Source organism: Xanthomonas graminis pv. graminis (assembly GCF_030168915.1).
Taxonomy (GTDB): domain Bacteria; phylum Pseudomonadota; class Gammaproteobacteria; order Xanthomonadales; family Xanthomonadaceae; genus Xanthomonas_A; species Xanthomonas_A translucens.
Window position 1 is genome coordinate 1,238,264 of the sequence record NZ_CP076255.1, and the last position, 21,467, is coordinate 1,259,730.

At 69.8% G+C, this 21,467-nt stretch carries 17 protein-coding genes and 1 riboswitch; of the genes, 10 read left to right on the plus strand and 7 right to left on the minus strand.

Features of this window, described 5'->3' with window-relative positions; translation table 11 throughout:
• Positions 1–48 precede the first annotated feature (48 nt).
• The 4 genes from KHF85_RS05440 to KHF85_RS05455 are packed head-to-tail and all read left to right on the plus strand — an operon-like array spanning position 49 to position 3,066.
• Positions 49–1,029 carry an acyl-CoA dehydrogenase family protein gene (locus KHF85_RS05440; protein ID WP_284568802.1) on the plus strand — a complete coding sequence of 327 codons (981 nt, stop codon included), beginning with the start codon at positions 49–51 and terminating at the stop codon, positions 1,027–1,029.
• Positions 1,017–1,778 (plus strand): PIG-L deacetylase family protein, encoded by a 762-nt coding sequence (locus KHF85_RS05445; protein ID WP_284568803.1) that lies wholly within the window; start codon positions 1,017–1,019, stop codon positions 1,776–1,778. The genes KHF85_RS05440 and KHF85_RS05445 overlap by 13 nt, the downstream gene beginning before the upstream one ends.
• On the plus strand, positions 1,775–2,371 hold the full coding sequence (locus KHF85_RS05450) for a class I SAM-dependent DNA methyltransferase (RefSeq protein ID WP_284568804.1): 597 nt from the start codon (positions 1,775–1,777) through the stop codon (positions 2,369–2,371). Before KHF85_RS05445 ends, KHF85_RS05450 begins: the two co-directional genes overlap by 4 nt.
• Complete coding sequence (locus KHF85_RS05455) at positions 2,368–3,066, plus strand: glycosyltransferase family 2 protein (protein WP_284568805.1); 699 nt, start codon at positions 2,368–2,370, stop codon at positions 3,064–3,066. Before KHF85_RS05450 ends, KHF85_RS05455 begins: the two co-directional genes overlap by 4 nt.
• A gap of 218 nt (positions 3,067–3,284) precedes the next feature.
• Here KHF85_RS05455 and KHF85_RS05460 read toward each other — a convergent pair whose 3' ends face one another.
• The 4 genes from KHF85_RS05460 to raxX all read right to left on the minus strand — a co-directional run bounded on the left by KHF85_RS05460 (position 3,285) and on the right by raxX (position 9,711).
• Positions 3,285–3,446, minus strand: coding sequence for a hypothetical protein (locus KHF85_RS05460; RefSeq protein WP_284568806.1), 162 nt, complete (start codon positions 3,444–3,446; stop codon positions 3,285–3,287).
• A gap of 279 nt (positions 3,447–3,725) precedes the next feature.
• Positions 3,726–5,828, minus strand: a complete 2,103-nt coding sequence (locus tag KHF85_RS05465) for a catalase (protein WP_284568807.1) — start codon at positions 5,826–5,828, stop codon at positions 3,726–3,728.
• A 373-nt stretch (positions 5,829–6,201) separates the two neighbouring features.
• On the minus strand, positions 6,202–9,075 hold the full coding sequence (gcvP, locus tag KHF85_RS05470; RefSeq protein ID WP_284568808.1) for an aminomethyl-transferring glycine dehydrogenase: 2,874 nt from the start codon (positions 9,073–9,075) through the stop codon (positions 6,202–6,204).
• Between the two features lie 93 nt (positions 9,076–9,168).
• Positions 9,169–9,283, minus strand: a riboswitch (glycine riboswitch).
• Between the two features lie 257 nt (positions 9,284–9,540).
• On the minus strand, positions 9,541–9,711 hold the full coding sequence (gene raxX / locus KHF85_RS05475; RefSeq protein ID WP_284568809.1) for a RaxX family RiPP: 171 nt from the start codon (positions 9,709–9,711) through the stop codon (positions 9,541–9,543).
• A gap of 429 nt (positions 9,712–10,140) precedes the next feature.
• Between raxX and raxST the strand changes: the two genes are divergently transcribed.
• From raxST to KHF85_RS05505, 6 genes are all read left to right on the plus strand, one after another.
• On the plus strand, positions 10,141–10,944 hold the full coding sequence (gene raxST / locus KHF85_RS05480) for a RiPP modification sulfotransferase RaxST (RefSeq protein WP_284568810.1): 804 nt from the start codon (positions 10,141–10,143) through the stop codon (positions 10,942–10,944).
• A gap of 43 nt (positions 10,945–10,987) precedes the next feature.
• Complete coding sequence (locus KHF85_RS05485; RefSeq protein ID WP_345782181.1) at positions 10,988–12,226, plus strand: HlyD family secretion protein; 1,239 nt, start codon at positions 10,988–10,990, stop codon at positions 12,224–12,226.
• Positions 12,223–14,391 carry a peptidase domain-containing ABC transporter RaxB gene (raxB, locus tag KHF85_RS05490; protein ID WP_284568812.1) on the plus strand — a complete coding sequence of 723 codons (2,169 nt, stop codon included), beginning with the start codon at positions 12,223–12,225 and terminating at the stop codon, positions 14,389–14,391. Before KHF85_RS05485 ends, raxB begins: the two co-directional genes overlap by 4 nt.
• A 222-nt stretch (positions 14,392–14,613) precedes the next feature.
• Entirely contained in the window at positions 14,614–15,864 is a 1,251-nt protein-coding gene (locus KHF85_RS05495; RefSeq protein ID WP_284568813.1) for a multidrug effflux MFS transporter, read from the plus strand.
• A 52-nt stretch (positions 15,865–15,916) separates the two neighbouring features.
• On the plus strand, positions 15,917–16,327 hold the full coding sequence (locus KHF85_RS05500) for a hypothetical protein (RefSeq protein ID WP_284568814.1): 411 nt from the start codon (positions 15,917–15,919) through the stop codon (positions 16,325–16,327).
• 4 nt (positions 16,328–16,331) lie between these two features.
• Positions 16,332–16,862, plus strand: a complete 531-nt coding sequence (locus tag KHF85_RS05505; protein ID WP_284568815.1) for a GNAT family N-acetyltransferase — start codon at positions 16,332–16,334, stop codon at positions 16,860–16,862.
• A 32-nt stretch (positions 16,863–16,894) separates the two neighbouring features.
• Here KHF85_RS05505 and KHF85_RS05510 read toward each other — a convergent pair whose 3' ends face one another.
• The 3 genes from KHF85_RS05510 to KHF85_RS05520 form a co-directional block, all read right to left on the minus strand.
• Entirely contained in the window at positions 16,895–18,898 is a 2,004-nt protein-coding gene (locus tag KHF85_RS05510) for a M2 family metallopeptidase (RefSeq protein ID WP_284568816.1), read from the minus strand.
• A gap of 107 nt (positions 18,899–19,005) precedes the next feature.
• Positions 19,006–20,691, minus strand: coding sequence for a phosphoethanolamine transferase (locus tag KHF85_RS05515; protein WP_284568817.1), 1,686 nt, complete (start codon positions 20,689–20,691; stop codon positions 19,006–19,008).
• Positions 20,688–21,464: a phosphatase PAP2 family protein gene (locus KHF85_RS05520; protein ID WP_409976660.1), complete on the minus strand. Its 777-nt coding sequence runs from the start codon at positions 21,462–21,464 to the stop codon at positions 20,688–20,690. Before KHF85_RS05520 ends, KHF85_RS05515 begins: the two co-directional genes overlap by 4 nt.
• Positions 21,465–21,467 lie beyond the last annotated feature (3 nt).

Genomic DNA, 21,467 nt, shown 5'->3' on the forward strand with positions numbered 1-21,467 from the left:
CGTCGCGGCCATCGCCTGTGCCTTTGCCGAATTTCCAGAGAGACGTCCTTGACCGACCTGCTTTCCCCTGCCGCATTGGGCGACGCCTGCGATCTGCGCAGCGCCGCCTTGCGCGTGCTCGAACGCTATCCGCAGCTGCCGCTGCCCGGCGCCGGCAATACCCTGGACCGCTGGCGGATCCTGGCCGAGATCGCCGCGGCCGACGTGTGCCTGGCCAAGGTGCTGGAGGCGCATTACGACGCGCAGGCGATCCTGGCCGAACTCGGCGCCGCGGCGCCTGCGCCTGGGCAACTGTTCGCGGTGTGGGCCGCCGAAGCGCCGGATGCACGTCTGGCCTATCGCCGCGACGCCGGGCGTGGCGAAGTGCACGGCCGCAAGGCCTGGTGCTCCGGTGCCGGCCTGGTCGATGGCGCGCTGCTCACCGCGCATGAAGACGATCGCCAGCAGCTGGTGCAGGTGCAGTTGCGCCAGCCCGGCATCGCCATCGACACGCAGGCCTGGGCGGCGGTGGGCATGGCGCGGGTGGTCAGCGGGCCGGTGACGTTCGATGCGGTGCCGGCCAGCGCGATCGGTGCGCCGGGCCAGTATCTGGCGCGTCCGGGGTTCTGGCACGGCGGCGCCGGCATCGCCGCCTGCTGGTTCGGCGCCGCGGCCGCGGTGGCCGAGCGCCTGCGCGCGCATCCCAGGCTGCAGCGCGACGCGCACGCGGCGATGCACCTGGGCGCGATCGACCAGCAACTCGGCGCGGCGCGTGCGCTGCTGCGCGAACTGGCCGCGGCGATCGATGCGGCGCCCGCACACGATCACCGGCATGCGGTGGTCCGGCTGCGTTCGTTCGTGGAGCGTGCCGCCATCGACGTGCTCGATCGCGTCGGCCGCGCGCTGGGACCGGCGCCGCTGTGCAGCGATCGCGAACACGCCATGCGCTGCGCCGACCTGGCGGTGTTCGTGCGCCAGAGCCATGCCGAACACGATTGGGCGGCGCTGGGCCAGGCGCTGGCCGAACAGGTGCAGCCATGGCGGCTGTGAGCGCGGCGCAGATCCACGGCGACGGCACGCCCGAGTCGGCGTGGCAGCGCTCGCCGTGGCTGGCCGCCTTGCCGCAGCGCCGGATCGAAGACCTGCTCGCCGGCGCTGGCCGATTGGTGGTGGTGTCGCCGCATCCGGACGACGAAGCGCTGGGCTGCGGCGGCGCGGTCGCCTGTGCGCGGCGGCTGCGCGTGCCGGTGTGCCTGATCGCGGTGACCGATGGCGAAGCCTGCTATCCGGACGATCCGTACTGGACGCCGCAGCGCCTGCGCGACGTGCGCCGCGCCGAACTGGTCGCCGCCGCGCAGTGCCTGGGCCTGGACGCCGCTGCGATCTGCCACCTGCGCATCGCCGACGGCCAGGTCGGCCAGCGCGAGTTCGTGGTCGCCGAACGCATCCACGCGCAACTGCACGCCGGCGACCTGGTGCTGACCACCTGGCGCCACGATGGTCATCCGGATCACGAGGCCGCCGCGCGCGCGGTGCAACGCGCCGTCGCCGCCTGCGATGCGCGCATGGCCGAATTCCCGGTCTGGGCCTGGCACTGGATGGACGCCGCCGCGCCGCAGCAGGCGCTGCATGGCGCAGTCCGCTATGCGCTGGATGCCGCAGACTGGCAGGCCAAGCAACAGGCGCTGCGTTGCTTCGCCTCGCAACTGGGCACCGCGCAACCGGCGGTGCCGGCGCCGATCCTGCCGCCGCAGGTGCTGGAACGTTTCGCGCGCCGCTTCGAGGTCTTTGTCGCATGAGCGCGGTGCAGCGGTATTTCGGCGACATCTACCGCGACGACGATCCGTTCGGCTATCGCGAACGCTGGTACGAGGCGCGCAAGCGCGCGCTGTTGCTGGCCAGCCTGCCGCGCCCGCGTTTCGAACGCGCCTGGGAATTGGGTTGCTCCAATGGCGAGTTGACGGCGGCGCTGGCGCCGCGCTGCGACGCGCTGCTGGCCACCGACCTGTCCGAGCGCGCGGTGGCCCTGGCCGCGCAGCGCAATGCGGATTTTGCGCACGTGCGTGTGCAACAGGCCGAGCATCCGCGCAGCTGGCCGCCGGGCCGTTTCGACCTGATCGTGTTCAGCGAGGTCGGCTATTACCTGCCGTTGCCGCTGCTGCAGGACTGCATCCAGCGCCTGCGCGCCTCGTTGACCGAGCAGGGCGTGCTGGTCGCCTGCCATTGGCTGCATCCATTCGCGCAGGCGTGCATGGACGGGCGCGCGGTGCACGCGTGTCTGGCGCAGACCCTGCAGCTGCCGCGCCTGTTGCGCTACGAGGACGACGACGTGCTGCTCGAAGCCTGGAGCGCCACCCCGTATTCCGTCGCCGCCGCGGAGCGGCTGCGGTGATCGCGGTCCTGATTCCGGCGCACGACGAGGAACGGCTGATCGGCGCCTGCCTGCGCTCGGTGGCGCTGGCGGCGCAATGCGCCGGCCTGCGCGGCGAGGCGGTGCAGGTCTTCGTCGCCCTGGACCGCTGCAGCGACGGCACCGCCGGCATCGTGGCCGCGCACGGCGCGCAGGCCATCGTGCTGCAGGCCGGCAATGTCGGCAGCGCCCGTGCCGCGGCGGCGCAGGCCGCGCTGGCTGCCGGCGCCCGCTGGCTGGCCTGCACCGACGCCGACTCGGTGGTGCCGGCGAACTGGCTGTCGGCGCAGCTGGACTGCGCCAGCGACGCGTTCTGCGGCATCGTCACGGTCGGCGACTGGGACGACTACCACAGCGCGATGCGCGATGCCTACCGCGCCGGCGAATGCCGCCGCGACGACCACCCGCACGTGCATGGCGCCAATCTGGGTTTCAGCGCCGACCTGTACCGGCGCTGCGGCGGCTTCCTGCCGCTGGCCGCGCACGAGGACGTGGCCCTGGTCGAGGCGATGGTGCGGGTGCAGGCGCGGATCGCGCGCCGCGCGCAGCCGGTGGTGGTCACCAGCGCCAGACGCGTGGCGCGGGCGCGCGGTGGTTTCAGCGATTATCTGAAGCAGATGGAACGCAGCCTGGCCGAATCGCTCCTGCATACGCCGGGTGGGGACGTGTTGGCTTGAGCTTGCGCGGAGCATGCCCCCAGCCGATCGGTCTGACACCCCATGTCCGTCTCATGACCGCGACCACCCAGCGGCCTGCGCAGGGCACGATCGCTCCCGGGGCAGCGCGCATTCAGCCAATAACGCGGAACCGTGCCCGCAGCGGCCACGCCTCGGGATAAGTTTTGTCCCGGGTTTGTTGCGGGACAGCAGCCAGCCCGCGCATGGATCCGCGTTTGTCAATAGGCGTCCAGTAGTTTCTTAGTTTTTTCAATGACTTGCTCCATGGCCTCTGCTGCGCCGGCGAGGGCGAGGTTGTCCACAAGGGGTGTGGATGACTTCTGCATAAGGGTGTGGATAAGCCCATCGCGGCCCCGTGCCACAAGACTGTCAAGAGACATGGCGAAAAATTAGACAGGACCATTTCCTGCGCCCGCCTCGGTCCCCATCCGCAGGTCGGCAGCGCCGTTCGTCTGCGCGGGAGAACAGTGCTGGACCGCCGTCGCGGCCATGACACCGATCGGACCGATCGGGCGCCACCATGCGGCTCGCTCGGCACCGGTGCGATGCCCTGCGGGGTCACCAGCGCTGCGATCCGGGGCATCGGCCGCCTGCAAAGCAAAACCGCGCCATGCGCAGGCATGACGCGGTCGGGGCAGGGGGGCGCTGGCGACGCAGGCTCAGGCGAGCATGCGCAGCTTCGGTTCGCGGTCCCACTGGCGGGTCTTGGCCGCCTCGATGAAGCCCTTGGCGTTGCCGGCATCCAGCACGCCGGCGTCCTTGGCCACGTTGCCGGCCTTCAGCAGTGACTGCGCCCCGGCATCGGCGGCGATCGCCTTCAGGTGCGCGAAGGCGTTGCTGACGAAATCGACCGCCGCCGACTCCTTGCTCAGCTGCTTGCCGGCCTCGGCCGACAGCACCACCGCCACTGCGTCGAACACGAACGACGGGGTGCCGGCCAGTTGCCCGTCCGCGGCCAGCTTTTTGCCGTCGCTGAGCTTGGCGCCGCCGAGCTTCGGCGCCACGATCTTGACCGTGGCGCCGGCGTCACGCGCTGCCTTCTGCAGGGCCTTCACCGTCGCCGCGTCGGATCCGTCGTGGACCAAAATGCCGATCACGCGTCCCTGCAGGGTGTGCTTCATCTTGCCGATCAGTTGCAGCGCCGGCGACGGTGGCAGGTCCTGCGGCGCGACCGCGGCCGGCGGCGCCGGCGGCAACGCATCCATGCCCAGGCCGTCGGCCACGCGCTGCGCCAGCGCCGGGTCGATGTGGCGCAGATGCCCGACCACCGCCGCACGCACATGCGCGGTCTCCACCTTCGACAGCTCGAACACCAGCGCCGAGGCCAGATGCGCCTGCTCGGGCTTGCTCTGGCTGCGGAAGAACAGCCGCGCTTGGCTGTAGTGGTCGGCGAAGCTCTCCGCGCGCACGCGGCCCTTGCCGCCGTCCTCGCTCGGCGTGGCGTGGCTGGGGAAGCCGCGCGCGCTCTCGCGCGGGGTGTCGTGCTGCAGCGAGCTGGGATCGTAGGCGACGCGGCCCTTGGGTACGCCCATCTGCATGTGCCCGTCGCGCTGCAGGTTGGCGAACGGGCACTTCGGCGCGTTGACCGGGATCTGGTGGAAGTTCGGCCCGCCCAGGCGGCTGAGCTGGGTGTCCAGGTAGGAGAACAAGCGGCCCTGCAGCAGTGGATCGTTGGAGAAATCGATACCCGGTGCGATGTTGGCCGGGCAGTACGCCACCTGCTCGGTCTCGGCGAAGAAGTTGTCCGGCCAGCGGTCCAACACCATGCGCCCGACGATCTTCAGCGGCACCAGTTCCTCGGGAATCAGCTTGGTCGAATCCAGATGGTCGAACGGGAACTTGTCGGCCTCTTCTTCCGTGAACAGCTGCACGCCCAACTCCCATTCCGGGAAATCGCCTTGCTGGATCGCCTCGAACAGGTCGCGGCGATGGAAGTCCGGATCGGCGCCGGCCAGCTTCACCGCCTCGTCCCACAGCGTGGATTGCAGGCCGAGCTTGGGCCGCCAGTGGAATTTGACGAAGGTGCCGTTGCCGTTGCCGTCGAGCAGGCGGAAGCTGTGGATGCCGAAGCCTTCGATCATGCGCAGCGAGCGCGGAATGGTGCGGTCGCTCATCGCCCACATGATCATGTGCAGCGATTCGGGGGTCAGCGAGATGAAATCCCAGAACGTGTCGTGCGCGCTGGCCGCCTGCGGGAAGCCGCGGTCCGGCTCCATCTTCACCGCGTGGATCAGGTCCGGGAACTTGATCGCGTCCTGGATGAAGAACACCGGGATGTTGTTGCCGACCAGGTCCCAGTTGCCTTCCTTGGTGTAGAACTTGACCGCGAAGCCGCGCACGTCGCGTGGCGTGTCCACCGAACCGGCACCGCCGGCGACGGTGGAGAAGCGGGTGAACACCGGCGTCTTGACCCCGACCTCGGTGAGGATCTTGGCGGTGGTGTATTTGGCCAGCGAGGCGGTCAGTTCGAAGTAGCCGTGCGCGGCGCTGCCGCGCGCGTGCACGATGCGCTCGGGGATGCGCTCGTGGTCGAAGTGGGTGATCTTCTCGCGCAGGATGAAGTCTTCCAGTAACGTTGGCCCGCGCGGCGTGGCGCGCAGCGAGTTCTGGTTGTCGGCGATCGGGATGCCCTGGTTGGTGGTCAGCGGCGGATGCGTGCCGCCGGCCTGCTGGTGCAGTTCGTCGCCGCGACCGCGCTGGTCGGCGACGGCGCTGGTATCGACGGGCGTGCTGGTTTTGCTGGGCTTGCGGGGGCTGGCCATGGATGAGCGCTCCGGGGGATGAGGCGGATACGGCAGAAGCGATTCGCGCTGCGAATTGACTGCAGGATGCGCAGGAGAGAGAGAGTGGGTCACGCGTTCGCCCGATGCTGTGCCGACAGGCGTGAACGGTCCGTGCAACCTCGCCGAGCATGGCGTGAGGAAGGTGCCGCGGCGTGTGTTGCAGTTCGCACAAAGCGCAGCCGCGCGCACGGCACGCACGGCACGCACGACACGCATAGCCGCGCACGGCCGGGCGCGGCGCGTGCGGCGTTCGCGCCGGCATCGGCATCGACATAGCGCAGCGGCGGCCGGCCGGCAAAAAAACGCCAGCCCCGGCGTGCGGGGCTGGCGTGGGCAAGCAAACGAAGAGGCGTTACGCCAGCACGTCGTCCTTGTACGCCTCCACCGGGATGCATGCGCACATCACGTGCTTGTCGCCGTAGACGTTGTCCACCCGCGCCACCGGCGGCCAGTACTTGGCCTGCTTGAGCGTGGGCAGCGGGAACGCGGCCAGCTCGCGCGGGTAGGCGTGGCTCCATTCGCCGGAGGTGACTTGCGCGGCGGTGTGCGGGGCGTGCTTGAGCGGGTTGTCCTCGCGGTCCAGGCGGCCGTCCCCGATCGCGGCGATCTCTTCGCGGATCTGGATCATCGCGTCGATGAAGCGGTCCAGCTCGTGCTGCGATTCGCTCTCGGTCGGCTCCACCATCAGCGTGCCGGCGACCGGGAAGCTCAGCGTCGGCGCGTGGAAACCGAAGTCGATCAGGCGCTTGGCCACGTCCTCGGCGCCGATGCCGCTGCTCTTCTCCAGCGGGCGCACGTCGAGGATGCACTCGTGCGCGACCAGGCCGTTGCGGCCGGTGTACAGGGTCTTGTAGTGCGGGGCCAGGCGCTTGGCGATGTAGTTGGCATTGAGTAGCGCGACCTGGGTCGCCTTGCGCAGGCCGGCGCTGCCCATCATGGTGATGTACATCCAGCTGATCGGCAGGATCGAGGCGCTGCCGAAGCTGGCCGCGCTGACCATGCCGACGTCGCCTTCGCCACCCAGCGTTTTCGGCAGATACGGAGCGAGGTGCGACTTCACCGCGCACGGACCCACGCCCGGGCCGCCACCGCCGTGCGGGATGCAGAAGGTCTTGTGCAGGTTCAGGTGCGACACGTCCGAGCCCCACTTGCCGGGCTTGGCCACCCCGACCAGCGCGTTCATGTTGGCGCCGTCGGTGTAGACCTGGCCGCCGTGCGCATGCACCGCCTCGCAGATCGCCACCACGTCTTCCTCGAACACGCCGTGGGTGGACGGATAGGTGATCATCAGCGCGGCCAGGCGCTCGGAATACTTCTGGGCCTGGGCGCGGATGTCGTCGACATCGACGTTGCCGTTGGCGTCGCACTTGGTGACCACGACCTTCATCCCACACATCTGCGCCGAGGCCGGATTGGTGCCGTGCGCCGATTCGGGGATCAGGCAGATGTCGCGATGCGCCTCGCCGCGCGCACGGTGATAGGCGCGGATCGCCAGCAGGCCGGCGTATTCGCCCTGCGCGCCGGAGTTGGGCTGCAGGCTGACCGCGTCGTAGCCGGTGCATTCGACCAGCATCGCTTCCAGTTCGTCGATCAATTGCGTGTAGCCGGCGGACTGCTCGGCCGGCGCCAGCGGATGGATCGCGCCGAACTGCGGCCAGGTCACCGGGATCATTTCGGCGGTGGCGTTGAGCTTCATCGTGCAGCTGCCCAGCGGGATCATGGTGCGATCCATCGCCAGGTCCTTGTCGGCCAGCGCGCGCATGTAGCGCAGCAGTTCGTGTTCGCTGTGGTGTGTGTTGAACACCGGATGCTGCAGGAACGCGCTGCTGCGCCGCAGGCCCGGCGGCAGCGCATCGGCGGTGGCGGCGTCGAGCGCGTCGATATCGGCGTGCGCGCCGAACAGCTGCGCCAGCGCGACCACGTCGGCGCGGGTGGTGGTTTCGTCCAGGCTGATGCCCAGCGCCTCGCTGTCGATCACGCGCAGGTTGATGCCGGCCGCGCGCGCCCTGGCGTGGATCGCCTCGGCATCGATCGCCTTGACGTGCAGGGTGTCGAAGAAGCGCTCGCCGACCGCGACGCCGGCGCTGCGCAGCGCCGCGGCCAGGATCGCGGCCAGGCGATGGGTGCGCCGCGCGATGCGGGTCAGCCCGTCGGGGCCGTGGTAGACCGCGTACATCGAGGCCATCACCGCCAGCAGCACCTGCGCGGTGCAGATGTTGGAGGTGGCCTTCTCGCGGCGGATGTGCTGCTCGCGGGTCTGCAGGGTGAGGCGGTAGGCGGGGTTGCCGGCGGCATCGATCGACACGCCGATCAGGCGGCCCGGCATCGAGCGCTTGTAGGCGTCGCGGCAGGCCATGAACGCGGCGTGCGGGCCGCCGAAGCCGAACGGCACGCCGAAGCGCTGCGAGTTGCCGACCACGATGTCCGCGCCCCATTCGCCGGGCGCGGCGATCAGGGTCAGCGCCAGCAGGTCGGTGGCCACCGCGACCAGGCCGCCTTGCGCGTGCACCGCCTCGGCCAATGCCTTGTGGTCACCGATATGGCCGAAGCTGTCCGGGTATTGCAGCAGCACGCCGAAGCATTCGGCCTGCAGCGCTTCCTCCGGCGTGCCCACGCGCAGCACGATGCCCAGCGGCTCGGCGCGGGTGCGCAGCAGTTCCAGGGTCTGCGGATGCACCGCGTCGTGCACGAAGAAGGTGTCCGATTTGGCCTTGGCCGAACGCTTGGCCAGGGTCATCGCCTCGGCCGCGGCGGTGGCCTCGTCCAGCAGCGAGGCATTGGCGATCTCCATGCCGGTCAGGTCCGCGCACATGGTCTGGAAGTTGATCAGCGCTTCCATGCGGCCCTGCGAGATTTCCGCCTGGTACGGCGTGTAGGCGGTGTACCAAGCCGGATTCTCCAGGATGTTGCGCAGGATCACCTTCGGCGTGTGGGTGCCGTAGTAGCCCTGGCCGATGAAACTGCGCAGCACCTGGTTCTTGTCGGCGATGGCGCCGATCTTGGCCAGCGCCTCCTCTTCGGTGACCGCCTCGGGCAGTGCCAGCGGCAGCGGCGACTTGATCTTGCCCGGGACGATGGCGTCGGTCAGCGCCTCCAGCGAGTCGTGGCCGACGATGCGCAGCATGTGCGCGATCTCGGCGTCGTTCGGGCCGATGTGGCGCTCGACGAAGGCGCAGTGGTGTTCGAGGTCGCGCAGCGAGGACGTGGTCTGGGACATGGCGGGCATCCGGAGCAGGAGGGCATGCGAAAGGTCGGAAGCGCCGCCGCCGGCATGGCACGCGCAGTGGCGTGCCGCGACCTGTCGCAGCGAAGGTCTTCCTCGCGCCCCTCTGTCCTTTTGCCTGAGAGTTTAAAAACGCGGTCGTGGCCTGGGCCTGCCTGCGTTTCGTGCCCCTTCGGCGCCGGAGTCAACCGGTCTCTCCAGAGTTGTGGTACGGATGGTCTTGGGCCTGAGCGATTACGGGCGTTGCGCCTTCGGCAGCGGCGATGCCGCTTCTCCCACCATGTTGCGCCGATAGTATATAGCCAGCGCCCCGCCGGATTGGCGAACCGAACCTCAACCCGGCAGACCAAGCCATGCCCGGGCGAGTTGTCCCGCCCGGGAGCCGGTTCTGCCTACATATCTGCCATCGCTCGGCGATACCGCAGCGCAGCCTCGCGCTGCCGATATCGCAGGCAGCGATCCATTGGGTCAGTGATGATTCCCAGGCGGGTCGTGCCTACCGTTGGAGCTTGGAGGCGGGTAATCGCCGCCGCCCACTTTCTTCCACAGGGCTTCGTCCAGCGGGGCCACGCGCTTGGGCTGCGATTCCGTCTGCAGCGGGCGAAGGCCGGTCGGCTTGCGCTTGTTCAGTAGATGCATCTGATGGATTCCTTGATGGTCCCCTCGGAGACAGAATCGCCCGGCCCGAAGGGGGGGCCGGACGACCGCCATGCCATGGCCGTGTGTGCGCCGCCGCGCCATCGTTGCGATGCGCGGAGACGGTGGGGCGCATACCTGGACCCGTCTGCGTCGCACAGTGCGCGGCGGCGGCGGTCGAGGCGGGGCGCCATGCGATGGCATGTACGCCTACGCGAAGCCGCGGCGCCGCCGTCTGTGGTCTGGGATGGGGTCACCGCGCAGCTGTGACGGCCGCCGCTGGCGAGGCGGCCGGTTCGCAGATGGATACCGATCTGCGCTGCCGTGCAGGCGTGGCCGCGCGCAATGCGCAATCTGTCGTGCGCTGGCGCGCAGGCCGGACACGCAGTGCGGCCGAGCCGAGGCCATCACCTGCCATAAGGACGCGTTACGTTGGACTACCACTTCATCTCCGGCCTGCCTCGCTCCGGATCGTCCTTGCTGGCCGCGTTGCTGCGCCAGAATCCGCGCGTGCACGCCGAAGTCACCTCGCCGCTGGCCAGGCTGTACGCGGCGATGCTGATGGGCATGAGCGAGGAGTACCCCTCCAACGTGCAGCTGGACGATGCCCAGCGCGCGCGCCTGTTGCGCGGGATCTTCGACGCCTTCTACCAGGATCGGCGGCAGGTGCAGTGGGTGTTCGATACTAACCGCGCCTGGTGCAGCCGCCTGCCGGCGCTGGCCGCGTTGTTTCCGGACACGCGCATCGTCTGCTGCGTGCGCGAGGTGGGCTGGATCGTGGACAGCTTCGAGCGCCTGGCGCAGGCGCAGCCGCTGCGGCTGTCGGCGCTGTTCGGCTACGATCCGGAGGATTCGCTGTCCATGCGCGTCGATTTGCTGACCGGCGCGCGCGGCGTGCTCGGCTATGCGCTGGACGGCCTGCGCCAGGCGGTCTACGGCGACCATGCCGAGCGCCTGCTGCTGTTGCGCTACGAGACGCTGGCGCGGCATCCGGCACAGGCGATGGAGCAGGTGTACGCGTTCCTGCAGATGCCCGCCTTCGCCCACGACTATGCCAACCTGGAAGGCGATGCCGAGCGTTTCGATGCCGCCCTGCAGACTCCGGGCCTGCATCGCGTGCGCCGCACGGTGGGCTATGTGCCGCGTCGCAGCGTGCTGCCGCCGGAGCTGTTCGAGCGGCTGCAGCAGCTGGCGTTCTGGGAAACCGAGACAATACCTGGCGTGCGCATCGTATGAGGGGCGCGGTGCCCGCTGGCCGGCGTCGCGTGCGCGGCCGCGCCTGAGCATGCTGTTCCGTCGCCAGGCCGTGGACCACCAGCGGCGCGCCGGGCTCGGGCGCATCGTGCTCAGGCACGGGCGCGCGACGCAGCTGTGCGTGCTGGCGGTGACGCTGATCGTGGCCGGACTGGTCGCCGTGTTCTTCTGCCTGGGCTTCGCGCGCAGCCAGACCTTACAAGGCGTGCTCACCCCGACGCAGGGCATGGTCGCGATCAGCAGTCCGCAGGCCGGTGTGGTGGTCGCGATCCGGGCGGCGGAGGGGCAGGATGTGGCGGCCGGGCGGGTGCTGTTCGTGCTGTCGGCCGAGCACCGCGACGACCGCCAGCGGCCGACCGCGCGGGCCGCGTCGGTGTTGGCCGAGCGCGAGCGCCTGGCGGTCGAGGCCATGCAGCAGATCCGCGCGCAGGGCCGCATGCAGCAGCAGGCGCTGGCGCAGTCCATGACCGGCATGCAGGCCAGGCTGGCGCACCTGGATGGCGAGCTTGCAGTGCTGCGCCGGCGCCAGCAGCTGACCGAGGCGATCGAGCAGCGCTACCGCACCGCGATGGCGCGCGGCCTGGTCAGCCAGCAATTCGTCGACGAGAAGCTGGCCGAGTCGATGGACCAGCGCGCACGGACCCTGGACCTGGAGCGCGACCGCATGGCGCTGGCCGATGCGCTGGCACAAGCGCGCGAGGAACTGCGCCAGCTGCAGCCAGGCCTGCGCGAACAACTGCTCGCCGCCGACGCGACCCTGCAGCAGGCCAGGCGCGACCGCATCGAGCAGGCCGCAGCCGCGCAATGGGAGGTGCGCGCGCCGTGTGCCGGGCGCATCGCCCTGCGGCCGCTGCTGCGTGGGCAGGCGGTGGCCGCAGGGCAGCGCCTGGCCGACGTGGTGCCGGCCTCCACTGCGCTGGACGTGGTGCTGTATGCCCCCTCGCAGGCGGTGGGGCTGACGCGGCCGGGGATGCCGGTGCAGCTGCGCTTCGATGCGCTGCCTTACCAGCACTACGGGCAGTTCGCCGGCCGCGTGGTCGCGGTGGCGCGGACGCCGGAGCCGGCCGCGGCCGGCGTGGGAGCGGCGGCCGAGCCGCTGTACCGGGTCCGGGTGCGCCTGGCCGAAGGCGCTGCCGTCCGCGCCCGGCTTGGCGCCGTGCTGCGGCCAGGCATGCCCGTGCAGGGCACGCTCAAGCTGGAGTGGCGGCGTTTTGCGCAGTGGGCGTTCGAGCCGCTCGCCGATCTGCGCGGCGGCGCGCGATGAGCGTGTGGCTGCAGCAACTGCGCAGACTGGCCGGTGCGCGCCGCATGCCGATCGTCCTGCAGGGCCAGGTGGGCGAATGCGGCCTGGCGGCGATGGCGATGGTCGCCCACTACCATGGCTGCCGTGTGGGCCTTGCCGCGCTGCGGCGGCGTTTCCTGTTGTCGCGGCAGGGCACCACGCTGGCGAGCCTGGTGTCGATCGCGCAGGCGCTCGGCCTGCAGCCGCGGGCGGTGCGCCTGGAGATGGACGCGCTCGACGACCTGCAGCTGCCGTGCATCCTGCATTGGGATCTCAATCATTTCGTGGTGCTCAAGCGGGTCGGCGCGCGCCACATCGAGATCAACGATCCGGCCAATGGCCCGCGTCGTCTGCACCGCACCGAGTTCGCCAAGCATTTCACCGGGATCGCGCTGGAACTGGCGCCGGCGGCGGAGTTCCGCCCGCAGCCCGCCCCGCCGCCGTTGGCCTGGTCCTCGCTGATCGGTCGCGTGCATGGATTGAAGCGCGCGGTCTGGCAGATAGTGGCGTTGGCGCTGGCATTGGAACTGGTCAGCCTGGGCATGCCGTTCCAGTTGCAATGGATCGTGGACCAGGCATTGCCATCGGCCGATATCGGCTTGATCGACGCGCTGGGGATCGGGTTTTTGCTGCTGGTGCTGCTGCAGGCCGCGATCGGCCTGTTGCGCGGCTGGTTGATCACCACGTTTTCGGCGCAACTCGCGTTCCAATGGATGGGGCAGGTCTTCGCGCATCTGCTCGCGCTGCCGTTGGCGTATTTCGAGAAACGCCACCTCGGCGGCATCCAGTCGCGGTTCGACTCCATCCTGCAGATTCAGCGCACCCTGACCACCGGGTTCATGCAGACCATGGTCGATGGCGTGCTGGTGATCGGCACGCTGTGCCTGATGCTGGCCTACAGCCCGGGCCTGAGCGCGATCACCTTGCTGGCGGTGGCCGCCTATGCGGGCATGCGCGCGCTATGGCTCGGCAGGTTGCGCGATGCGGCGGCCGAGGAATTGCTGTGGGATGCCCGCCAGCACACCCATTTCCTGGAAAGCGTGCGCGGCGTGCAGGCCATCCGCTTGTTCGGGCGGCAGCACCAGCGGCGGATGGACTGGACCCATCTGCTGGCCGAGCAGACCAATGCGCACTTGCGGCTGAATCGCGGCGAGGTCTCGCTGGCGTCGGTGAAACTGCTGCTGTTCGGCGCCGAGCGCGTGCTGGTGGTGTGGCTGGCGGCCTTCGTGGTGCTGCGCAATCAGCTCTCGCTCGGGATGCTGCTGGCGTTTCTTGCCTATCGCGAACAGTTCGCGCTGCGGCTGAGCGGGCTGATCGACCGGCTTGCCGAATTCCGTCTGCTGCGCATCCACCTGGAGCGCGTCGCCGATATCGTCCATCACCCGCGCGAACAGGCTGACCAACAGGCCGACCCGGGGCGCTGGCACGACACCGGCATCGAGCTGCGGGGGCTTGGCTTCCGCTATGCGGACGATGCGGCGCCGGTGCTGGATCAGGTGAACCTGCAGATTCGCGCCGGCGAATGCGTGGCGATCACCGGCGTGTCCGGGTGCGGCAAGACCACGCTGGTCAAGCTGATCCTCGGCCTGCTCGAGCCGACCGAGGGCGAGATCCGGATCGGCGGCCGGCCCCTGACCGGCGCGCTGCTGGCGCAGTACCGCGCCAACGTCGGCACGGTGATGCAGGACGACATGCTGTTCACCGGATCGGTGGCCGACAACATCACCTTCTTCGATCCGGAGCCGGATCATGAACGCATGCGCGATTGCGCGCGCATGGCAGCGGTGCACGAGGACGTGGAGCGAATGCCGCTCGGCTACGACTCGGCGTTGAGCGAGGCCGGCGCCGGGCTGTCCGGCGGACAGCGGCAACGCCTGCTGCTGGCGCGCGCGCTGTACAAATCGCCGCGGATCCTGGTCCTGGACGAGGCGACCAGCCACCTGGACGTGATGAACGAAAGCCGCGTCAATGCCGCGATCCAGGCCTTGCAACTGACCCGGATCATCGTCGCGCACCGCCGCGAAACCCTGCGCATGGCGGCACGGGTCATCACCCTGGAGCACGGCCGCGTGGTCGGCGACCACCCGATCAAGGACTGGCTGGGGCTCACCGCGCGGGCGCCCGTCGAGGACGGTCTGGCCTCCTGAGCGCGCGCTCGGCGCGCCGCATGGCGGGGCGAGGGCGGCCGTGGTGCCTGGCGAGGAGCGCCGGCTCCAGCGCCGGCCGGTCCGCGATGGCGCAATCGGTGGCACGGCGCGCTTGTCCCGGCCCGCCGGCCGCTGCTGCGCCGGTGCCGATGCCGTGGCCGGGGTCGGCCTGTGGAGCCGGCGCAGTGGCGTGCGTGGACGCAATCCGCGATATTGCCGCGCATGACCCCGGCCGTTCCCTCCACCCGCTACATGGCGCTGCTGCTCGCCGGCCTGGCGATGTTCGGCCCGTTCGCGATCGACACCATCTTCCCGGCGTTCCCGCAGCTGGCGCAGCGCCTGCGCGCCGATCCGGTGGCGATCCAGCAGACGGTCAGCGTCTATCTGCTGGCCTATGCGCTGATGGGTCTTGCGCACGGGCCGCTGTCCGACGCCTGGGGCCGCAAGCCGGTGATCGTCGGCGGGCTGGTGGTGTTCGTGCTGGCCTCGGCCGGCTGCGCGCTGTCGGGCGACCTGGGCACGCTGCTGGCGTTCCGCGCGCTGCAGGGATTTTCCGCCGGGGTGGGCATGATCGTCGGCCGCGCGGTGATCCGCGACCTGTACCAGGGCCACGACGCGCAGCGGCTGATGAGCCAGGTGTCGATGATCTTCGGCATCGCCCCGGCGATCGCGCCGATCATCGGCGGCTGGCTGCTGGCCACCGGCGCCGGCTGGCCGCTGATCTTCTGGTTCCTGGTCGGGTTCTCGCTGTTGCTGCTGGTGGCCACGCTGCGCTGGATGCCGGAGACGCATCCGTTGCAAGCGCGCACCCCGCTGGCGCCGCGCACGCTGCTGCGCGACTACATCGCGATCGCGTTCAACGCGCGCTTCCAGCGTCTGGCCGCCGCCAGCGCGTTCAACTTCGCCGGTGTGTTCCTGTACATCGCCTCGGCGCCGGTGTTCATCCTCGACCTGCTGCACCGCAGCGAGCGCGATTTCGCCTGGCTGTTCATTCCGACCATCGGCGGCATGACCCTGGGCTCGTTCCTGTCCGGGCGCATGGCCGGGCGCATCGGGCCGCTGCGGCAGGTGCGCATCGGCTTCATCTGCTGCGGCGTGTCGGTGGTCGGCAACATCGGCTATACCGCGATCGCGCCGCAGATCGCGCTGCCGTGGGCGGTGCTGCCGATCTTCGGGGCCGGCCTGGGCATGGCGCTGATCTTCCCGATCCTGGCGCTGGCGGTGCTGGACATGTATCCGCGCCAGCGCGGGCTGGCCTCGTCGCTGCAGGCCTTCACCCAACTGATCCTCAACACCGTGGTGGCCGGGGGGCTGTCGCCGCTGCTCAGCGGCCGGCCGATGCATCTGGCGCTGGGCTCGGGCGCGTTGTTCCTGATCGGCTGGGGCTTCTGGCGCTGGGAGCGGCGCAGCGGCAAGCGCCTGCCGCGGCCCGGCAGCCAGGTGCCGCAACTGGAACCGGCCGATCCGGTGTGACGCCGACGCCGCGGTTGGGCTATCGTCGCCGGGTCATCGTTGAGGAAACCGCATGTCCATCCAGTCCAAGCAGCGCCGCGACGTGCGCAAGAAGCTTGCCGAACGCCTGCGCCATCGCAGCGAGGCCGCCGCTGCCGCCGCCTCGATCGAACCGCACGCGGAGTTGCGCGACCAGCAGCGCACGCTGCTGGCCGGCATCGTGCGCCGCGACGGCGAATGGGTGCTGGGCATGGACGGGCGCATCGCCGGACACAGCGAGAGCGCTGCGCAGGTGCTGTCGCTGATCATGCAGGCGGCGGAATTGCACGAGCGCGCCGGCACGCCGGTGCGGCTGGTGTATTCGGATGCGCTGAAGGACGCCGCGCAGGCCGATGCGCAGGCGCAGGGGCTGAGTTTCGACGAGTTCAAGGACCGCCACGCGCAGGCCATGCAGCGTGGCGGCAGCACGGCGCTACCGGGCTGAGACCATGGGCCAGAGCGCGAGCCAGGCCGCCGACGCCGCCGTGTCGCTGGCACGGGTGCGGCGCCGCGACGGTCTCGCGCTGATCCAGGCGCACCGCGCCAGCACCGCCCTGCATCATCCGTGGACGTATCCGTTCACCGACGTGCCCGGCTTCAACGCCTGGTACGCGCAGACCCTGGACGGCAGCAACGTCGCGCTGCTGGCGCGCGCGCGCGACAGCGGCGAGCCTGCCGGCCTGTTCACCTTCAGCCAGGTGGTCGGCGGCTGCTTCCAGAGCGCCTACCTGGGCTACCACGCGATGGCCGGCTGCGAAGGCCGAGGGCTGATGACCCACGCGCTGCGGCTGTGCGTGGCCTATGCGTTTTCCGAACTGGGCCTGCACCGCGTGGAGGCCAACATCCAACCGGACAACACGCGCTCGCTGGCGCTGGTCAAACGTGCCGGTTTCCGCCACGAAGGCTATTCGCCGCGCTACCTGCGCATCGGCGGGGTGTGGCGCGACCATGAGCGTTGGGCGCGGTTGGCGGACGATTGAGGCGGCGCGCTGGCGGTTGCGCCGCGGCGCGCTTACTGCGGCCTGGGCGCAGGCGTCACGGGAGCCGCGGCGGCGCCGGCCTGTGTGGCCTTTGCCGCCTCCCACCCGCACAGCTGCCCCTGGTTCTGCTGCTTGAGCCACTCCTGCATCGGCGCGAAGTATTCCAGCAGCGGGGCGGCGTCGAGCTTGTCGTTGCCGGTCAGTTCCTTCAGCGTCTGTTGCCACGGCTGGCTGCCGCCACGTTGCAGCATCGACCAGAATTTCTGCCCGGCTTCCTTGTTGCCGTAGAAGCTGCACTCGTACAGCGGGCCTTTGTAGCCGGCCGCGTCGCACAGGCCCTTGTAGAACTGGAATTGCAGGATGTGTGACAGGAAGTAGCGCGTGTACGGCGTGTTGCCGGGCACGTGGTACTTGGCGCCGGGGTCGAAGAAGTCCTCGCCGCGCGGCGTCGGCGGGGCCACGCCCTGGTACCTGGCCTTCAGTTCCCACCAGGCCTGGTTGTAGTGCTCCGGCGCGATCGAGCCGTCGAACACGCCCCAGCGCCAGCGGTCGATCATCAGCCCGAACGGCAGGAACGCGACCTTGCTCAGCGCCATGCGCATCTGCGCGTTGATCAGCGCCTCGCGGCTGCGCTGAGGCGCTTCGACCAGGCCGATCGAATGCAGGTATTGCGGGGTCATCGCCAGCACGATGGTGTCGCCGATCGCCTCGTGGAAACCATCGTTGGCACCGCCCTGGAACAGCGGCGGCAGCGGATTGTAGGCCAGGTCGTAATAGAGGTGGCCGAGCTCGTGGTAGATGGTGGTGAAGTCTTCCTCGTTCGGCTGGATGCACATCTTGGTGCGTACGTCGCCGGCCATGTCCATGTCCCACGCGCTGGCATGGCAGACCACGTTGCGCTCCAGCGGCTTGATGAACTGGCTGCGCGCCCAGTAGCTGTCGGGCAGCTTGGGCATCGCCAGCGAGGTGTAGAAATCCTGCGCGCGCTCGGTCATCTGCTTGGCGCTCTGCAGCTGCGCGTCGCGCTGGGCCATGAAACGCGCTTCCGGCGAGGAATCATTATTGCGTCGCGCCAGCGCCGCGGCGAGGTTGCTCTGATACTGTTTTTCCAGCGTGTCGGTGATGTCCAGGCTGCCGGCGCCGGGGTAGGGCTGCAGCAGATCCCACAGGTTGCTCCAGTCCTGCTGCCACATGTTGCCGAGCAGGTGCGCCGGCAGCAGGCCGCCGGCGACCTCGCCCTTGTCCTTGCCGTATTCGGCGTCGAGCTTGCCGCGGGTGTAGCAGTGCAGTTGCTCGTACAGCGGCTTGACCTGGGTCCACAGCCGGTCGGTCTCGGCGGCGATCTGCGCCGGCGGCATGTCGTAGCCGCTGCGCCACATCGCGCCGGTATCGGCATAGCCCATCTCGCGCGCGCCTTCGTTGACCAGTTCGACGAAGCGCCGGTAGTCCTGGCGCAGCGGCTGCGCGGTGCCGTGCCAGCCCTGCCATGCGTCGAGCTGCTGGTCGTAGTCGCGGCTGCGGCGCAGCACGTCTTCCAGTTCGCCCAGCTGCCGGCAGCGGCGCGCGTCGCCTTCGCCGCTGCAATAGGCGGCCGCGCCGTAGGCACCTTCCATCTTCGAGGCCAGCGTGGCCAGTTCGGCCAGCTTGGCCGGGTCGCGCGGCGCCGGCATCGCGGTCATCTGCTTCAGTAACTGCAGCGCACGCGCGCTGTCGGCGGACATCGGCTTGCCCTCGTAGCGCTTGGCCTGCGCGATCCAGCCGTTGAGCGTGGTCAGCCAGCGCGCGTTGGCCTTGGACACCAGCCGTTCCGAGTCGCCGTTGATGTAGGTGATCGACAGCCACTGCGCCGAGGTCAGCTCCGGCAGCAGCGCGCGGTACTCCTCGTTGATGCGGGCGACGAACTGGTCGGCGCTCTCGCCGGGTGGGGCCGGCGCCGGCGCGGTGCCGGTCTCGGTGGTCGCTTCCTTGCGGCACGCGGACAGCGCAAGCACGCTCGCGCCGATGCACAGCGCAAGCAGCAGAGGGCGGTGGTTCACGGCGCATCCTTCGGTGGCGAATGCGACGAGGCTAGTGGTCCGCCCCTTCCGCCGCAAGGGCCAGCGCCGCCGCGCCGCTGGCGCAGGCGGCGGACCGCCGCCGCCGCTCAGCGGCTCGCTGCGCCGGCGGCGATTGCGCTGCCGCTACCGGCGCACTGCGCGAACAGGTCGCGGGTGCGGTCGTAGACCCCGGTCTTGACCTGCATCAGCCCCAGCACCGAGGGGAACAGGTTGTCCTGGTCGGCGTACTGGCGCGAACGCGCGCGCACGCAGGCCAGGTCCAGGCCGCGGTCGCTGGCGAAGCCGGGCGAGAACCACATCACCATCGGTACGTGGGTTTGCTCCTGCGGGGCGATCGCATACGGCACGCCGTGCAGGTACAGGCCCTTCTCGCCCAGCGACTCGCCGTGGTCGGACAAGTAGATCATCGCGGTGTCGTAGTCGGGCATCGCTTGCAGCGTGGACACGGTGCGCGCCAGCAGGTGGTCGGTGTACAGCAGCGAGTTGTCGTAGGCATTGGCGATCAGCTCGCGCTCGCAGTTGCCCAGGTCGGCGCTGTCGCAGGTGGGCGTGAAGCGGCGGAAGCCGGCCGGATAACGTTCGAAATAGCTGGGGCCGTGGCTGCCGAGCTGGTGCAGCACGACCACGCGGTCGCCGGGCTTGGCGCGCACCTGGGTGGCCAGGTCCTGCAACAGGATCTCGTCCATGCAGCGGCCGTCCTTGCACAGCTGCGGGTCCTTGGCGTCGTCCAGGCGCTGGAGCGCCAGGCCGTCGCACACGCCCTTGCAGCCTGACTGGTTGTCGCGCCACAGCGTGGCGATGCCGGCGTGCTCGAGCACGTGCAGCAGCGACTGGTGCTTGCGGATGTTGCCTTCGTTGTAGTCGTGGCGGCCGAACGGGGAGAACATGCACGGCACCGAGACCTCGGTGCTGGTGCCGCACGAATGCATGTCGGGGAAGTTGATCACGCCCAGCTGCGCCAGCTGCGGCGTGGTCTGGCGCACGTAGCCGTTCAAGCCCCAGTTCTGCGCGCGTGCGGTCTCGCCCAGCACCACCACCAGCAGCCGCGGCTTGCTGCCCGGCGCGCGCGCGGTGGCGATCGCGTCGTGCTCGATCGGCAGCTTCGGCGCCTTGTGCGTGGGGCTGTCGGACTTCAGGTCCTGCCGCAACGCGACCAGGTAGTTGATCGGCGTGGCCAGGTAGCGGATCTCGCGATGGTTGCGCATCATCGCCGACAGGTCCTGGAACGACAGCATCGCGCCAACGCCGCCCAGCGCCAGCATCGCCAGCAGGAAGCCGGCGCGGATCGCCAGCGCCTTGCCCGGCGGACGCCGGATCAGGCGCAGCCGCCACAGCGCCAGGATCGGCAGCGCGGCGTAGAACAGCAGCGGCGCGATCAGCGCCGGGGTCATCAGTTCGCGCGATTCCTTGTGGTCGGTGGCCAGCACGTTGCGCAGCATGTCCGCGTCCAGGTAGACGCTGTAGCTGTTCATGTAGTGCGTGGCGAACGCGGTGGTGAGCAGCAGCACGGTCAGCAGCGGCTTGGCCACGCCGCGCCACAGCAGCAGGCCCAGCAGCAGGCCGTGCACCGACAGCAGCAACAGGAACAGCGACAGGCCCAGCTTCAGGTCGCCGGGGTGGCCGCTCATCGCGCTGCGCCAGAACATGCCGTTGCAGACCAGGGCGAAGAACGCGCTGGCCGCCAGCGCCAGCGCTTCGTTGCTCAGCAGCGGGCGGTAGCGCCACCAGCGGGTCCGGGACTGGCTGCTCGAATGCGGCAACGACATGCTCATGTGCGGCTTTCCTTCACGACAGGCAAGGCGACATGCATGGATCGGGCCGAAACCTGCGGCCGCCACAGCAATGCGCGGTACAGGCCCAAGGCCACGCCCCAACTCAGGGACAGCGTCCACAGGTCGTGGGACAGGAAGTGCGCGCCGCGCAGCTGCTGGCCGAGGCCGAACAGTAGCCCGGCGCCGAGCCCGACCGCCAGCGCCGGCCAACGCCAGGCCGGCTTCAGCGCCAGCGCGACGAAATACAGTGCCACCCAGGCGTAGCCGGCGCTGGAATGCCCGGCCGGGAAGCAGGCCGCATGCGGCATGCCGGCCGGCCGCGGCTCGAACAGGCCGATGTAGGGCAGGTGGCCGCCGTAGCGGCTCAGGTCCCAGGGGCAGTCCATATGGGTCAGCGACTTCAGCAGCGACACCACGCCGGTGCTCAAGGCCACCGCCAGCGCCAGGTACAGCAGCGGCAGCCGGTAGCGCTGGCCGTCGGCACGGCGCCACGCCCACGCCGCCAGGCCGGCCGTCGCCACCCACGCCGCGGTGCTGAGCAGCTTGCCGTCGTGATGGATCAGGCTGCGGGTCAGCGTTGCGTTCTGCAGCGCCCAGTGGCCGCCTTCCCAGCGGTACAGCAGGTCGGCGAACCAGAAGTCGCCGCCCAGGCCCATCAGCACGCTGCTGGCCAGCAGCGCCGCGGCCAGCGGCAGCCATAGATGCTGGCGATAGAACGCCGACGGCGCAGGCAGGACGGAGGCGGCGTGCAGGGGCAGGGACGGGCTGTGCATGGA